Consider the following 15633-nt stretch of genomic DNA (forward strand, 5'->3'; position numbering starts at 1 on the left):
AATTACCATTCACCGTGCGAAGTTTTTCTGAAATTAAGATTACAGCCTGAACCTGTGGATAACTCTGTTTACAAGAGTTTGTCAGAGACAACAAAAACCAGCAATAACGCATCGCGTCGCTGTGGATATTTTATTGGGAGGAGAATTTGGAGCGGGAAACGAGACTCGAACTCGCGACCCCGACCTTGGCAAGGTCGTGCTCTACCAACTGAGCTATTCCCGCTTAATCTTCGTCTTTCGAACCGCTACTGCCTTGGCTGCCTTCACTCACCTTAGTCACTTACTTTTGTAAGCTCCCAAGGATTCGTTCAGTTGCCGCCTTGTCGCAATTCGAAATACTGCGATTGGGTGGTCTGTGCTTTACAGCACTTTCAAATTTTGGAGCGGGAAACGAGACTCGAACTCGCGACCCCGACCTTGGCAAGGTCGTGCTCTACCAACTGAGCTATTCCCGCTTAATCTTCGTCTTTCGAACCGCTACTGCCTTGGCTGCCTTCACTCATCTTAGTCACTTACTTTTGTAAGCTCCCAAGGATTCGTTCAGTTGCCGCCTTGTCGCAATTCGAAATACTGCGATTGGGTGGTCTGTGCTTTACAACACTTTCAAATTTTGGAGCGGGAAACGAGACTCGAACTCGCGACCCCGACCTTGGCAAGGTCGTGCTCTACCAACTGAGCTATTCCCGCGTACTACTTAATTTTGCTTTCGTAATTTTCGCATTTCTGCGTCGTTACGGGAGGCGCATTATACGAGAAATCTTTCCCTCTGCAACCCCCCTAAAAAATTTTTTTTGAGTTTTTAACTCAAGTGCTGAAATTATCAGCAAGACGTTCAATTTAGCGCCAAACCCACGCCGCCACAAGTGGATTCCGGCGGTTACGTGCCCGGGCAAAGTTTTACAGCTTGATAAAATGCTCGCGGTAGTAAGCCAGCTCCGCCACCGATTCACGGATATCATCCATCGCCTGATGCGTCCCCTGCTTAGTAAAACCATCAAGAATTTCCGGCTTCCAGCGGCGCGCCAGCTCTTTCAGGGTGCTGACATCGAGATAACGGTAGTGGAAGTAGGCTTCCAGTTCCGGCATATATTTAAACAGGAAGCGACGATCCTGACCGATGCTGTTACCACAAATTGGCGATTTCCCCGCAGGCACCCACTCTTTTAAGAACTCGAGCGTCGCCAGTTCTGCTTCGCGATCGCCCATTGTGCTCGCCTTCACGCGCTCCACCAGCCCACTGGCGGTATGGGTACGGACATTCCAGTCATCCATCAACGCCAGTTGTTCATCAGACTGGTGTACTGCAATGGTCGGCCCTTCCGCCAGAATATTCAGGTTGGCATCGGTCACCAGCGTGGCAATCTCAATAATGCGATCGCGCTCGGGATCCAGACCGGTCATCTCAAGATCGATCCAAATCAGGTTGTTTTCATTGGCACTCATGCTATTTTTCCACCCATTCACAGTGACTATATTGATCCACAATTGCGTGTATCATAGATGTTTTGCCCATCAGGGGCGACCAGGAGTCAGTACGATTGAGTAAAAATAAACTCTCCAAAGGCCAACAGCGCCGTGTGAACGCCAATCACCAGCGTCGTCTTAAAACGTCTAAGGAGAAGCCCGATTACGACGACAATCTGTTTGGCGAGCCTGATGAAGGTATCGTCATCAGCCGTTTTGGTATGCACGCTGATGTGGAATCCGCAGACGGCGAAGTTCACCGCTGCAATATTCGCCGTACTATCCGTTCGCTGGTGACCGGCGATCGCGTGGTCTGGCGTCCGGGTAAACCGGCGGCGGAAGGCGTAAATGTCAAAGGGATCGTGGAAGCAGTACATGAGCGCACCTCAGTGTTGACGCGCCCGGATTTTTACGACGGCGTGAAACCTATTGCCGCCAACATCGACCAGATTGTTATTGTCTCCGCCATTTTGCCGGAGCTGTCGCTCAATATTATCGACCGTTACCTGGTGGCCTGCGAAACCTTGCAGATTGAGCCGATTATTGTGCTCAACAAGATAGATCTGCTGGGCGACGAAGGCATGGCATTCGTCAACGAACAGATGGATATCTACCGCAATATCGGTTATCGCGTATTGATGGTTTCCAGTCATACTCAGGATGGGCTGAAACCGCTGGAAGAGGCGTTGACCGGGCGCATCAGCATTTTTGCCGGACAGTCCGGCGTCGGCAAATCGAGTCTGCTTAACGCGCTGCTGGGTCTGCAAAAAGAGATCCTGACCAACGATGTCTCAGATAACTCCGGTCTCGGTCAGCACACCACCACTGCTGCCCGGCTGTATCACTTCCCGCACGGAGGCGATGTGATTGATTCCCCTGGCGTGCGTGAATTCGGCCTCTGGCATCTGGCGCCGGAACAAATCACTCAAGGCTTTGTCGAATTTCATGATTACTTAGGCCTGTGTAAATATCGCGATTGCAAACACGATACCGATCCGGGCTGCGCAATCCGTGAAGCGGTTGATGAGGGGAAAATCGCGGAAACTCGTTTCGAAAACTATCACCGTATTCTGGAAAGCATGGCGCAGGTAAAAACGCGTAAAAACTTTTCTGATACGGATGACTGACAATTAAGCTAACCGTCGTTAGAATCGTCCCCTTTTTTTCAGGATCCGGCATGAACGCCGGATCAGGAACGACAAAACAATGGCCTGGAGGCTACCTTGTTAAATTCATTTAAACTTTCGCTACAGTACATTCTGCCAAAACTATGGCTTACTCGCCTGGCGGGTTGGGGCGCAAGCAAGCGGGCAGGATGGCTGACAAAACTGGTTATCGATCTGTTCGTTAAATACTACAAGGTCGACATGAAAGAGGCGCAGAAACCGGACACCGCCAGTTACCGCACCTTTAACGAATTTTTTGTCCGTCCGTTGCGTGACGATGTGCGCCCAATCGATACCGATCCCAATGTCCTGGTCATGCCTGCCGATGGCGTTATTAGCCAGTTAGGTAAAATCGAAGAAGATAAAATCTTGCAAGCGAAAGGCCACAACTACAGCCTCGAAGCCCTGCTGGCGGGTAACTACCTGATGGCGGATCTCTTCCGTAACGGTACGTTTGTGACCACTTACCTCTCCCCGCGTGACTATCACCGCGTACATATGCCATGCAACGGTATCCTGCGTGAGATGATCTACGTGCCGGGCGATCTCTTCTCCGTTAACCATCTCACTGCCCAGAACGTGCCAAATCTGTTTGCCCGCAACGAACGCGTAATCTGCCTGTTCGATACCGAATTTGGCCCGATGGCGCAGATTCTGGTCGGGGCGACGATTGTTGGCAGCATTGAAACTGTCTGGGCTGGCACCATTACGCCGCCGCGCGAAGGCATCATCAAACGCTGGACCTGGCCTGCCGGGGAAAACGACGGTTCGGTGGCACTGCTGAAAGGCCAGGAAATGGGTCGCTTTAAACTCGGCTCTACCGTTATCAACTTGTTTGCGCCAGGTAAAGTGAATCTGGTTGAGCAACTGGCAAGCCTGTCTGTCACGAAAATTGGTCAGCCGCTGGCAGTATCTACCGAAACCTTTGTTACGCCAGAAGCTGAACCAGCCCCGCTTCCTGCTGAAGAGATCGAGGCAGAACACGACGCCAGCCCATTGGTTGACGACAAAAAAGACCAGGTCTAATCCATCAAAGGAAACGCTGACGTGCGCCTGATTATCACTTTTCTGATGGCCTGGTGCCTCAGTTGGGGGGCGTACGCCGCGACGGCCCCCGATAGTAAACAAATCTCACAAGAACTGGAGCAGGCAAAAGCGGCGAAGCCCGCGCAGCCAGAAGTCGTAGAGGCGCTCCAGTCCGCCTTAAATGCGCTTGAGGAGCAAAAAAGCTCCCTTGAGCGCATCAAGCAATATCAGCAAGTTATCGATAATTATCCGAAACTCTCCGCTACTCTGCGCGCGCAGTTGAACAACATGCGTGATGAGCCGCGCAGCGTGTCGCCGGGGATGTCTACCGACGCGCTGAATCAGGAAATTCTCCAGGTCAGTAGTCAATTGCTGGATAAAAGCCGTCAGGCTCAGCAAGAACAGGAGCGCGCCCGCGAGATTGCGGATTCACTAAACCAACTACCGCAACAGCAAACCGACGCCCGCCGCCAGTTGAATGAAATCGAGCGCCGTCTGGGAACACTCACGGGAAATAGTCCGCTTAATCAGGCGCAAAATTTCGCGTTGCAGGCCGACTCCGCGCGTTTGAAGTCATTGGTCGATGAACTCGAACTGGCGCAACTTTCTGCCAATAATCGTCAGGAACTGGCGCGTCTGCGTTCGGCACTGGCAGAAAAAGAGAGTCAACAACTGGATGCGTATTTGCAGGCATTGCGTAACCAGTTGAATAGCCAACGCCAACTGGAAGCGGAACGGGCGCTGGAAAGCACCGAATTACTGGCAGAAAGCAGTGCCGATTTGCCGAAAGATATCGTCGCTCAATTCAAAATTAACCGCGAGCTGTCGGCGGCGTTGAATCAGCAGGCGCAGCGGATGGATCTCGTCGCTTCACAGCAACGTCAGGCTACCAGCCAGACGTTGCAGGTTCGGCAGGCGCTGAATACGCTACGCGAACAATCACAATGGCTGGGTTCGTCAAACCTGCTCGGCGAAGCACTGCGGGCACAAGTGGCACGACTGCCGGAAATGCCCAAACCGCAGCAACTGGATACTGAAATGGCGCAGTTGCGCGTGCAACGGTTACGTTATGAGGATCTCCTCAATAAACAGCCGCTGCTACGGCAAATCCATCAGGCCGACGGTCAGCCGCTGACCGCCGAGCAAAACCGTATTCTGGAAGCACAGCTACGCACTCAGCGTGAGTTACTGAACTCCTTACTCCAGGGTGGCGACACGCTACTGCTTGAACTGACCAAGCTGAAAGTCTCCAACGGACAACTGGAAGATGCACTGAAAGAGGTCAATGAAGCGACGCACCGCTATCTGTTCTGGACTTCTGACGTGCGCCCGATGACCATCGCCTGGCCGCTGGAAATCGCCCAGGATCTACGCCGTCTGATCTCGCTGGACACCTTCAGTCAGTTGGGTAAAGCCACCATGATGATGCTGACCAGCAAAGAGACGATTTTGCCACTGTTTGGCGCTTTGATTCTGGTCGGTTGCAGTATTTACTCGCGCCGCTATTTCACCCGTTTTCTTGAACGTTCAGCGGCGAAAGTCGGCAAAGTGACTCAGGATCACTTCTGGCTGACGTTACGCACTCTTTTCTGGTCGATTCTCGTCGCGTCACCGCTGCCAGTGCTGTGGATGACGCTCGGCTACGGGCTGCGCGAGGCGTGGCCTTATCCGCTGGCGGTGGCGATTGGCGATGGCGTTACGGCCACCGTGCCATTGCTGTGGGTAGTGATGATTTGCGCCACCTTTGCCCGCCCGAACGGCTTGTTTATCGCTCATTTTGGCTGGCCGCGCGAACGGGTTTCCCGTGGGATGCGCTACTATCTGATGAGCATCGGGCTTATTGTGCCGCTGATTATGGCGCTGATGATGTTCGATAATCTCGACGACCGCGAGTTTTCCGGTTCGCTGGGCCGTCTTTGCTTTATCCTCATTTGCGGTGCATTGGCGGTAGTCACACTCAGCCTGAAAAAAGCCGGTATCCCGCTGTATCTCAACAAAGAAGGTAGCGGTGACAATATTGCCAACCATATGTTGTGGAACATGATGATTGGCGCGCCGCTGGTCGCTATTCTCGCCGCTGCGGTGGGTTATCTGGCAACGGCGCAAGCTCTGCTGGCAAGGCTGGAAACGTCGGTCGCCATCTGGTTCCTGTTGCTGGTGGTTTATCACGTTATCCGCCGCTGGATGCTGATCCAGCGCCGCAGGCTGGCGTTTGACCGGGCGAAGCATCGACGGGCAGAGATGTTAGCGCAACGTGCGCGTGGCGAAGAAGAAGCGCATCATCACAGTAGCCCGGAAGGGGCAATTGAAGTCGATGAAAGCGAAGTCGATCTCGATGCTATCAGCGCGCAATCCTTGCGGCTGGTGCGTTCAATCCTGATGCTGATCGCCCTGCTTTCGGTCATCGTGCTGTGGTCAGAAATCCATTCTGCTTTTGGCTTCCTCGAAAATATTTCGCTATGGGATGTCACATCAACAGTGCAGGGCGTGGAAAGTCTGGAACCGATTACCCTCGGTGCGGTGCTGATTGCCATTCTGGTATTTATTATCACCACGCAGCTTGTGCGCAACCTACCCGCGCTGCTGGAGCTGGCAATTTTGCAGCACCTCGATTTAACGCCGGGTACGGGCTACGCCATCACCACTATCACCAAATATCTGCTGATGCTGATTGGCGGGCTGGTCGGCTTCTCGATGATTGGTATTGAGTGGTCGAAATTGCAGTGGCTGGTCGCTGCGCTCGGTGTTGGTCTCGGTTTTGGTTTGCAGGAGATTTTCGCCAACTTTATCTCTGGCCTGATTATCCTGTTCGAAAAACCGATTCGCATTGGCGATACGGTGACGATTCGCGATCTCACTGGTAGCGTGACGAAAATTAACACCCGCGCCACCACCATCAGCGACTGGGATCGTAAAGAGATTATCGTGCCGAACAAGGCATTTATTACCGAGCAGTTTATCAACTGGTCGCTCTCTGACTCGGTCACGCGCGTGGTATTGACGATTCCGGCTCCTGCCGATGCCAACAGTGAAGAAGTGACGGAGATCCTGCTCACCGCAGCACGTCGCTGCTCGCTGGTGATCGACAATCCGGCACCGGAAGTCTTCCTGGTGGATCTGCAACAGGGGATTCAGATTTTCGAGCTGCGTATTTACGCCGCTGAGATGGGTCACCGTATGCCGCTACGCCATGAGATCCACCAGCTGATTCTGGCAGGCTTCCACGCCCACGGTATCGATATGCCATTCCCGCCTTTCCAGATGCGTCTGGAAAGTCTGAACGGTAAACAAACGGGAAGGACATTAACTTCTGCGGGTAGACGCCGCCAGGCAGGAAGTTTGTAATGTGTGAAGCTGCCAAATGACGCCAACGTGGCTAATTTAGCAGCTTAACTTCATCTTCAGTTATCTCCGGCTCCGGAGAGTATCATCCATAACGCATTTCTTCCTGACAACTCATCGCCGGACTGGCGATGAGTTGTTATTGCAGATAATCAATCTAAAGTTAACTGAGGCTGATTCGCCATGCGGCTGCAATAGTTCTGGTAAATCGCCATCGCTAACAGCGAGAAGAAGACAGGCCCGCCAATCATCCACAATGTGCTGTCCCAGTCTCCGGCTTCAACCACTGGCTGAATGATGGTGAAGACGTTCGCAAATGTCACCACCAGTACAACAACCACAGTCGCGATCATTGCCGACATATGCGTTTTGAAAATCACAAACGGTCTGTCAAGATCCTGACGCGCTTTAAAGAACGGGAAAGCCAGCGCGAGGAACAGATATGGAATGGTCATGGAAACGTTCGCCATCAGCGTCAGCTTGTTAAAGAACGCCGATGCGGTGCCACCGCCAAAGGAAACCAGCAGGATGAAGACAGTAACCAACCCACACTGCATCCACATAGCAATGGATGGCATCCCCATGGCGTTCAGGCGCGTCATCGGCTCCGGCCACAAGGCTTTCGGCGTCCCTTGAATAATCGCTTTCAGTGGTGAGTAGCAAAGCGTAAAGAACGCACCGGTGTAGGCGAGGAACATGGAAAGTCCGGTAATACGCGCAAACCATACGCCCAGCGACAATGACGCTTCAGGTGATAAATGCAGTGCATTACCCAGAGACATCCCCAGGCTCTTCATCAGCACATAAGTAATATTACCAAGGTTAACAGAACCATTACTTAATACCTGCTGCCAGTTAGTGCTGACGCCCCATAAGAATATTGCTAACGAATAACCGATTGAAATAACAATAGCGGCAAAAACAATACCTTTAGCAAAGTTCTTTTCTGGGTTTTCCGTTTTATCTACCAGCCCACCTACAGCCTCAATTCCGCCATAAGCAAAAATGGCAAATACGACAAAAGATAACATCGCCAGACCGGACTGATATCCCGGATTCGGTGATGCCAGGAAATTAATATCCTGCGCGAAATGCCCACCATTTAATAACAAAATAGTAATGCTTACTAACAGCAATACTAAATTAAGACACATTACTGCAATACCGCCCACCGCAGTAATACGGGCAATTTTATTAATCCCTTTCGAGGCAACGACGGTAACCAGAATCATCCATGCTACAGCCAGCAGCCCAACCACCTGCGTAGGCTCAAGCCCAGCAATGCGCCAGTGCTGGGTCATATCGCTACCATAGAGGAAAGTAGAAAACGGCACCCAGACTTTAGCGGAGGTACTCACCATCCAAATGATATAAGAGGAAAACCACATAAATGTGCCGATGAAAGCAAAACGTGGCCCAACGCTATTATTCATCCAGGAATAGATACCGCCCTCTTCTTTGCGATAGGCAGCCCCCATTTCAGCCATCATTAAGGCGAATGGAATAAAGAATAATAATGCAGAAAATATATACCACGGAATCGCACTATATCCCATTAAATAATAAGCCGAAGGGCTATTCGCAAAACCGAATACTGAAGTAAAGATCATCAGTATGAGTCCAATTAGACTCATCTTTTTTATCGTGTGAGGCATGAAATCATCCTTCATTTCAGCGCGCATATTAAACGCGCCAACTAACTGCACTACCCACCGATTGGTGGGCAACAATAAAACTAAAACAGAATTGATACCTGGATGATAGCAAACATCCAGTCTTAAATTGTGCGCTTTAGCGGAAAAATGAAAACATATGCTACAGAATGGCGCCAGCTACGCCATTCTGTGTTGGATTTTAGCCAATTTTTCAGAATTATGCCCGGTCAACACTAAAGGCGATCACTTCTGCCAGTGTCTCCGCGCCCAGTGCTAACATCACCAGGCGGTCAACACCTAACGCCACGCCGGAACAGTCGGGCATACCAACTTCAAGAGCTTCGATCAGGTTATGGTCTATCGGATGCTGCGGTAAACCACGTGCCGCACGTTTACGGTTATCCTGTTCAAAGCGTTGTTGCTGTTCACGGGCATCCGTCAATTCATGGAAACCATTCGCCAGCTCAATACCTTTGTAGTAGACCTCGAAGCGTTCTGCGACCCGATGATCCTCGGTACTGATTTGTGCCAGTGATGCCTGAGTGGCTGGAAAATGGTACACAAAAGTTGGTTTCTCTTTACCAATGTTCGGTTCCACGCCAAAGGTAAACAACAGTTGCAGCAGCGTGTCGCGATCTTCTTCGGTATCTGCAACGTTGCTGAGATCCAGCTTTGCCGCCACTTCCCGCAACTGCGTTTTATCAGCAGAGAGCGGATCAATTTCCAGATAACGCAAGAAGGCTTGCTGATAAGAGAGGCTTTCTGCTGCCGGGCAGTCCAGCACCTGTTGCAGAAGATCGTCCACCTCGTTCATCAACCGGTACATATCATAGTGCGGTCGATACCACTCCAGCATAGTAAACTCAGGGTTGTGATAACGCCCCATCTCTTCATTACGGAAGCTGCGGCACAGCTGGAATACCGGACCACAACCGGCCACCAACAGGCGTTTCATGTGGTATTCCGGACTGGTCATTAACCAGAGATTCATCCCCTGCGAATGTCCGGGGCCAACGAAACGTGTCTCAAACGGGACCAGATGAATATCGGTTACCGTTGCCTGGCTCATACAAGGCGTCTCCACCTCCAGCACTCCACGATCGGCAAAGAAACGACGGATCTCCGCCATAATCGCCGCACGTTTTAATAAGTTAGGAATAGACGCGCTCGGCTGCCAGGATGCCGTTTCGCTCATAGTAAAATCTCCAGTTTTTAACAAGGGCACGAAGTCTACTCGCAACGCGGCGGCGAGACAAATTTTACGCAGGAATCAATCAACGGTGGACGGCGACTAAAAAAACCGCAATATGATGGTTTAGTAATTAAATTAATCATCTTCAGTGATAATTTAGCCCCCTGGCACGCTAAAAAAATCGATCTCGTCAAATTTCAGACTTATCCATCAGACTATACTGTTGTACCTATAAAGGAGCAGTGGAATAGCGTTCGCAGGCCGTAACTTTCAGATACTTACCCTGAAGTACGGTGCTGCGGGATAAAAACAATCTGGAGGAATGTCGTGCAAACCTTTCAAGCCGATCTTGCCATTGTAGGTGCCGGTGGCGCGGGATTACGTGCTGCAATTGCTGCCGCGCAGGCAAATCCAAATGCAAAAATCGCACTAATCTCAAAAGTATACCCGATGCGCAGCCATACTGTTGCCGCTGAAGGGGGCTCCGCCGCTGTCGCGCAGGATCATGACAGCTTCGAATATCACTTTCACGATACAGTAGCGGGTGGCGACTGGTTGTGTGAGCAGGATGTCGTGGATTATTTCGTCCACCACTGCCCAACCGAAATGATCCAACTGGAACTGTGGGGATGCCCATGGAGCCGTCGCCCGGATGGTAGCGTCAACGTACGTCGCTTCGGCGGCATGAAAATCGAGCGTACCTGGTTCGCCGCCGATAAGACCGGCTTCCATATGCTGCACACGCTGTTCCAGACCTCTCTGCAATTCCCGCAGATCCAGCGTTTTGACGAACACTTCGTGCTGGATATTCTGGTCGATGATGGTCATGTTCGCGGCCTGGTAGCCATGAACATGATGGAAGGTACGTTGGTACAGATCCGCGCTAATGCGGTAGTCATGGCAACCGGCGGTGCGGGTCGTGTATATCGCTACAACACCAATGGCGGTATCGTAACTGGTGACGGTATGGGTATGGCGCTGAGCCATGGCGTTCCGCTGCGTGATATGGAATTCGTTCAATATCACCCGACCGGCCTGCCAGGTTCCGGTATCCTGATGACCGAAGGTTGCCGTGGTGAAGGCGGTATTCTGGTCAACAAAAACGGCTACCGTTATCTGCAAGACTACGGTATGGGCCCGGAAACGCCGCTGGGCGAGCCGAAAAACAAATATATGGAACTGGGTCCGCGCGACAAAGTTTCTCAGGCCTTCTGGCACGAATGGCGTAAAGGTAACACCATCTCCACGCCACGTGGCGATGTGGTTTATCTCGACCTGCGTCATCTGGGCGAGAAAAAACTGCACGAACGTCTGCCGTTCATCTGTGAACTGGCGAAAGCGTACGTTGGCGTCGATCCGGTTAAAGAACCGATTCCGGTACGTCCGACCGCACACTACACCATGGGCGGTATCGAAACCGATCAGAACTGCGAAACCCGTATTAAAGGTCTGTTTGCCGTTGGCGAATGTTCTTCTGTTGGTCTGCACGGTGCAAACCGTCTGGGTTCCAACTCGCTGGCAGAACTGGTGGTCTTCGGTCGTCTGGCGGGTGAGCAAGCTATGGAACGCGCATCTACCGCCGGTAATGGCAACGATGCGGCAATCAATGCCCAGGTTGCTGGCGTTGAGCAGCGTCTGAAAGATCTGGTTAACCAGGATGGCGGCGAAAACTGGGCGAAGATCCGCGACGAAATGGGTCAGTCCATGGAAGAAGGTTGCGGTATCTACCGTACACCGGAACTGATGCAGAAAACCATCGACAAACTGGCAGAGCTGCAGGAACGCTTCAAGCGCGTGCGCATCACCGATACCTCCAGCGTGTTCAACACCGACCTGCTCTACACCATTGAACTGGGTCACGGTCTGAACGTTGCTGAATGTATGGCGCACTCCGCAATGGCGCGTAAAGAATCTCGCGGCGCACACCAGCGTCTGGACGAAGGTTGCACCGAGCGTGACGACGTCAACTTCCTCAAACACACCCTCGCCTTCCGCGATGCTGATGGCACTACCCGCCTGGAGTACAGCGACGTGAAGATTACTACGCTGCCGCCAGCTAAACGCGTTTACGGTGGCGAAGCGGATGCAGCCGATAAGGCGGAAGCAGCCAATAAGAAGGAGAAGGCGAATGGCTGAGATGAAGAACCTGAAAATCGAGGTGGTGCGCTATAACCCGGAAGTCGATACCGCACCGCATAGCGCATTCTACGAAGTGCCTTATGACGCAACCACCTCATTACTGGATGCGCTGGGCTATATCAAAGACAACCTGGCACCAGACCTGAGCTACCGCTGGTCCTGCCGTATGGCGATTTGTGGTTCCTGCGGCATGATGGTTAACAACGTACCGAAACTGGCATGTAAAACCTTCCTGCGTGACTACACCGACGGTATGAAGGTTGAAGCGTTAGCTAACTTCCCGATCGAACGCGATCTGGTCGTCGATATGACCCACTTCATCGAAAGTCTGGAAGCGATCAAACCGTACATCATCGGCAACTCCCGCACTGCGGATCAGGGTACTAACATCCAGACCCCGGCGCAGATGGCGAAGTATCACCAGTTCTCCGGTTGCATCAACTGTGGTCTGTGCTACGCCGCGTGCCCGCAGTTTGGCCTGAACCCAGAGTTCATCGGTCCGGCTGCCATTACGCTGGCGCATCGTTATAACGAAGATAGCCGCGACCACGGTAAGAAGGAGCGTATGGCGCAGTTGAACAGCCAGAACGGCGTATGGAGCTGTACTTTCGTGGGCTACTGCTCCGAAGTCTGCCCGAAACACGTCGATCCGGCTGCGGCCATTCAGCAGGGCAAAGTAGAAAGTTCGAAAGACTTTCTTATCGCGACCCTGAAACCACGCTAAGGAGTGCAACATGACGACTAAACGTAAACCGTATGTACGGCCAATGACGTCCACCTGGTGGAAAAAATTGCCGTTTTATCGCTTTTACATGCTGCGCGAAGGCACGGCGGTTCCGGCTGTGTGGTTCAGCATTGAACTGATTTTCGGGCTGTTTGCCCTGAAAAATGGCCCGGAAGCCTGGGCGGGATTCGTCGACTTTTTACAAAACCCGGTTATTGTGATCATTAACCTGATCACTCTGGCGGCAGCTCTGCTGCACACCAAAACCTGGTTTGAACTGGCACCGAAAGCGGCCAATATCATTGTAAAAGACGAAAAAATGGGACCAGAGCCAATTATCAAAAGTCTCTGGGCGGTAACTGTGGTTGCCACCATCGTAATCCTGTTTGTTGCCCTGTACTGGTAAGGAGCCTGAGATGATTAATCCAAATCCAAAGCGTTCTGACGAACCGGTATTCTGGGGCCTCTTCGGGGCCGGTGGTATGTGGAGCGCCATCATTGCGCCGGTGATGATCCTGCTGGTTGGCATTCTGCTACCACTGGGCCTGTTTCCGGGCGATGCACTGAGCTATGAGCGCATTCTGGCGTTTGCACAGAGCTTCATTGGTCGCGTATTCCTGTTCCTGATGATCGTCCTGCCGCTGTGGTGTGGTTTACACCGTATGCATCACGCGATGCACGATCTGAAAATCCACGTGCCTGCGGGCAAATGGGTTTTCTACGGTCTGGCTGCTATCCTGACAGTTGTCACGCTGATTGGTATCGTTACAATCTAACGCATCACCAATGTAAATCCGGCCCGCCTATGGCGGGCCGTTTTGTATGGAAACCAGACCCTATGTTCAAAACGACGCTCTGCGCCTTATTAATTACCGCTTCTTGCTCCGCACTCTCCGCCCCCCAACAGCTCAACGATATTGTGCATCGCACAATGACTCCGCTTATAGAGCAACACAAAATCCCTGGCATGGCGGTGGCGGTGATTTATCAGGGTAAACCTTATTACTTTACCTGGGGCTATGCGGACGTAGCAAAAAAGCAGCCCGTCACACAGCAAACGTTGTTTGAGTTAGGTTCGGTCAGCAAAACATTTACGGGTGTGCTCGGTGGCGACGCTATTGCACGAGGGGAAATCAACCTAAGCGATCCCGCGACAAAATACTGGCCTGAACTTACTGCTAAACAGTGGAACGGAATCACGCTATTACATCTTGCAACCTACACCGCTGGCGGGCTGCCGTTACAGGTGCCCGATGAAGTGAAGTCCTCAGGCGACTTGCTACGTTTCTATCAAAACTGGCAACCCACCTGGGCACCAGGAACACAGCGTCTGTATGCTAACTCCAGCATCGGTTTGTTCGGCGCGCTGGCAGTGAAACCATCCGGTTTGAGCTTTGAACAGGCGATGCAAACTCGTGTTTTTCAACCACTCAAACTCACCCATACGTGGATTAATGTGCCGCCCGCAGAAGAAAAAAATTACGCCTGGGGATATCGCGAAGGCAAGGCCGTGCATGTTTCGCCAGGGGCGTTAGATGCTGAAGCTTACGGTGTGAAATCAACCATTGAAGATATGGCTCGCTGGGCGCAGAGCAATATGAATCCCCGTGATATCAACGACAAAACACTTCAGCAAGGTATCCAGCTGGCGCAGTCACGCTACTGGCAAACTGGCGACATGTATCAAGGTCTGGGCTGGGAAATGCTCGACTGGCCGGTAGATCCAGACAGCATCATTAATGGCAGCGACAGTAAAATTGCGCTGGCAGCACGACCAGTAAAAGCGATTACGCCCCCCGCCCCTGCGGTACGAGCATCATGGGTACATAAAACAGGCGCGACCGGCGGATTTGGTAGCTACATCGCATTTATTCCAGAGAAAGAGCTGGGGATTGTGATGCTGGCTAACAAAAACTATCCCAATCCAGCGAGAGTCGCTGCCGCCTGGCAGATTCTCAACGCTTTGCAATAACAACGCAGATGGTTCGAATTTTCGGACCTTTTATCCGCTTTTCCTTGCTGTCATCTACACTTAGAAAAAAACCAGTAAGGAAACATCTATGCGCCTGCTCCCTCTCGTTGCCGCAGCGACTGCGGCATTTCTGGTCGTTGCCTGTAGTTCTCCCACACCGCCTCGTGGCGTTACTGTGGTAAATAATTTCGATACCAAACGCTATTTGGGTACGTGGTATGAGATTGCCCGTTTTGATCACCGTTTTGAACGCGGGCTGGAGAAAGTGACTGCGACGTATAGCCTGCGGGATGACGGCGGCCTGAATGTCATCAACAAGGGTTATAATCCGGACAGAGAGATGTGGCAGCAAAGCGAAGGAAAAGCGTACTTTACGGGAGACCCGCATCGCGCCGCGCTGAAAGTGTCGTTCTTTGGCCCTTTCTATGGCGGCTATAACGTCATTGCGCTAGATCGGGAGTACCGCCATGCGCTGGTTTGTGGCCCGGATCGCGATTACCTGTGGATTCTCTCTCGCACCCCAACCATTTCTGACGAAGTTAAACAGGAGATGCTGGCAGTCGCGACCCGGGAAGGGTTTGATGTCAGTAAGTTTATTTGGGTACAGCAACCCGGCAGTTAATGGGTGCTAAGTTTCAGACCAATAATCCCCAGTACGATTAACGCCAGACTCGCCAGGCGCATCGGGTTAGCGGACTCACCGAGCAGTACAATGCCGGTAATCGCCGCCCCGACTGCGCCAATTCCCGTCCACACGGCATAAGCCGTCCCTACTGGTAACGATTTCATCGCCCAGGCAAGTAGCGCCATACTAACAACCATCGCCGTCACGGTAATAACGCTTGGTGTCAGGCGACTAAAGCCGTGCGTATATTTCAGGCCAACCGCCCATACCACTTCCAGCAGACCAGCAATAACTAAGATTATCCAGGACATATCAGGCTCCGGAGATT

Annotated in this window: 13 protein-coding genes and 3 tRNA genes; 9 read left to right on the forward strand and 7 right to left on the reverse strand. The window is 52.0% G+C overall.

Annotated elements, in window-relative coordinates:
- Window positions 1-147 precede the first annotated feature (147 nt).
- The 4 genes from A7098_RS12495 to orn all read right to left on the reverse strand — a co-directional run bounded on the left by A7098_RS12495 (window position 148) and on the right by orn (window position 1443).
- Window positions 148-223: transfer RNA gene (locus tag A7098_RS12495), tRNA-Gly, on the reverse strand.
- 156 nt (window positions 224-379) lie between these two features.
- Window positions 380-455, reverse strand: a tRNA-Gly gene (locus A7098_RS12500).
- Window positions 456-611: 156 nt separating this feature from the next.
- A tRNA-Gly gene (locus A7098_RS12505) sits at window positions 612-687 on the reverse strand.
- A 210-nt stretch (window positions 688-897) separates the two neighbouring features.
- Window positions 898-1443, reverse strand: coding sequence for an oligoribonuclease (gene orn / locus A7098_RS12510; RefSeq protein ID WP_001275617.1), 546 nt, complete (start codon window positions 1441-1443; stop codon window positions 898-900).
- Window positions 1444-1538: 95 nt separating this feature from the next.
- On the opposite strand from orn, the gene rsgA reads away from it, so the two are divergent.
- The 3 genes from rsgA to mscM all read left to right on the forward strand — a co-directional run bounded on the left by rsgA (window position 1539) and on the right by mscM (window position 7001).
- Window positions 1539-2591, forward strand: a complete 1053-nt coding sequence (gene rsgA, locus A7098_RS12515; protein WP_105280881.1) for a small ribosomal subunit biogenesis GTPase RsgA — start codon at window positions 1539-1541, stop codon at window positions 2589-2591.
- 96 nt (window positions 2592-2687) lie between these two features.
- Complete coding sequence (gene asd / locus A7098_RS12520; RefSeq protein ID WP_000934903.1) at window positions 2688-3656, forward strand: archaetidylserine decarboxylase; 969 nt, start codon at window positions 2688-2690, stop codon at window positions 3654-3656.
- A 21-nt stretch (window positions 3657-3677) separates the two neighbouring features.
- Window positions 3678-7001, forward strand: coding sequence for a miniconductance mechanosensitive channel MscM (gene mscM / locus A7098_RS12525; protein WP_001236786.1), 3324 nt, complete (start codon window positions 3678-3680; stop codon window positions 6999-7001).
- Between the two features lie 149 nt (window positions 7002-7150).
- Here the strand turns inward: mscM and yjeM are convergent, their stop codons facing one another.
- Window positions 7151-8653, reverse strand: a complete 1503-nt coding sequence (gene yjeM / locus A7098_RS12530) for a glutamate/gamma-aminobutyrate family transporter YjeM (RefSeq protein ID WP_024212636.1) — start codon at window positions 8651-8653, stop codon at window positions 7151-7153.
- A 217-nt stretch (window positions 8654-8870) separates the two neighbouring features.
- Window positions 8871-9848 carry an elongation factor P--(R)-beta-lysine ligase gene (gene epmA, locus A7098_RS12535; RefSeq protein ID WP_000004775.1) on the reverse strand — a complete coding sequence of 326 codons (978 nt, stop codon included), beginning with the start codon at window positions 9846-9848 and terminating at the stop codon, window positions 8871-8873.
- Window positions 9849-10172: 324 nt separating this feature from the next.
- On the opposite strand from epmA, the gene frdA reads away from it, so the two are divergent.
- The 6 genes from frdA (at window position 10173) to blc (ending at window position 15302) form a co-directional block, all read left to right on the forward strand.
- Window positions 10173-11981: a fumarate reductase (quinol) flavoprotein subunit gene (gene frdA / locus A7098_RS12540; RefSeq protein WP_105280882.1), complete on the forward strand. Its 1809-nt coding sequence runs from the start codon at window positions 10173-10175 to the stop codon at window positions 11979-11981.
- Window positions 11974-12708 carry a fumarate reductase iron-sulfur protein gene (gene frdB / locus A7098_RS12545; protein WP_000829498.1) on the forward strand — a complete coding sequence of 245 codons (735 nt, stop codon included), beginning with the start codon at window positions 11974-11976 and terminating at the stop codon, window positions 12706-12708. The genes frdA and frdB overlap by 8 nt, the downstream gene beginning before the upstream one ends.
- Before the next feature lie 10 nt (window positions 12709-12718).
- Complete coding sequence (frdC, locus tag A7098_RS12550; protein ID WP_000208757.1) at window positions 12719-13114, forward strand: fumarate reductase subunit FrdC; 396 nt, start codon at window positions 12719-12721, stop codon at window positions 13112-13114.
- A 10-nt stretch (window positions 13115-13124) separates the two neighbouring features.
- Complete coding sequence (frdD, locus tag A7098_RS12555; RefSeq protein ID WP_010344911.1) at window positions 13125-13484, forward strand: fumarate reductase subunit FrdD; 360 nt, start codon at window positions 13125-13127, stop codon at window positions 13482-13484.
- Window positions 13485-13546: 62 nt separating this feature from the next.
- Window positions 13547-14680, forward strand: a complete 1134-nt coding sequence (locus tag A7098_RS12560; RefSeq protein ID WP_032226438.1) for a BlaEC family class C beta-lactamase — start codon at window positions 13547-13549, stop codon at window positions 14678-14680.
- 88 nt (window positions 14681-14768) lie between these two features.
- Complete coding sequence (gene blc / locus A7098_RS12565; protein WP_001238383.1) at window positions 14769-15302, forward strand: lipocalin Blc; 534 nt, start codon at window positions 14769-14771, stop codon at window positions 15300-15302.
- Here blc and sugE read toward each other — a convergent pair.
- Window positions 15299-15616: a quaternary ammonium compound efflux SMR transporter SugE gene (gene sugE, locus A7098_RS12570; RefSeq protein WP_000118487.1), complete on the reverse strand. Its 318-nt coding sequence runs from the start codon at window positions 15614-15616 to the stop codon at window positions 15299-15301. The two genes, blc and sugE, sit on opposite strands and share 4 nt — an antisense overlap.
- Window positions 15617-15633: the final 17 nt, after the last annotated feature.

Source organism: Escherichia sp. MOD1-EC7011, from assembly GCF_002965005.1.
Lineage (GTDB): Bacteria > Pseudomonadota > Gammaproteobacteria > Enterobacterales > Enterobacteriaceae > Escherichia > Escherichia ruysiae.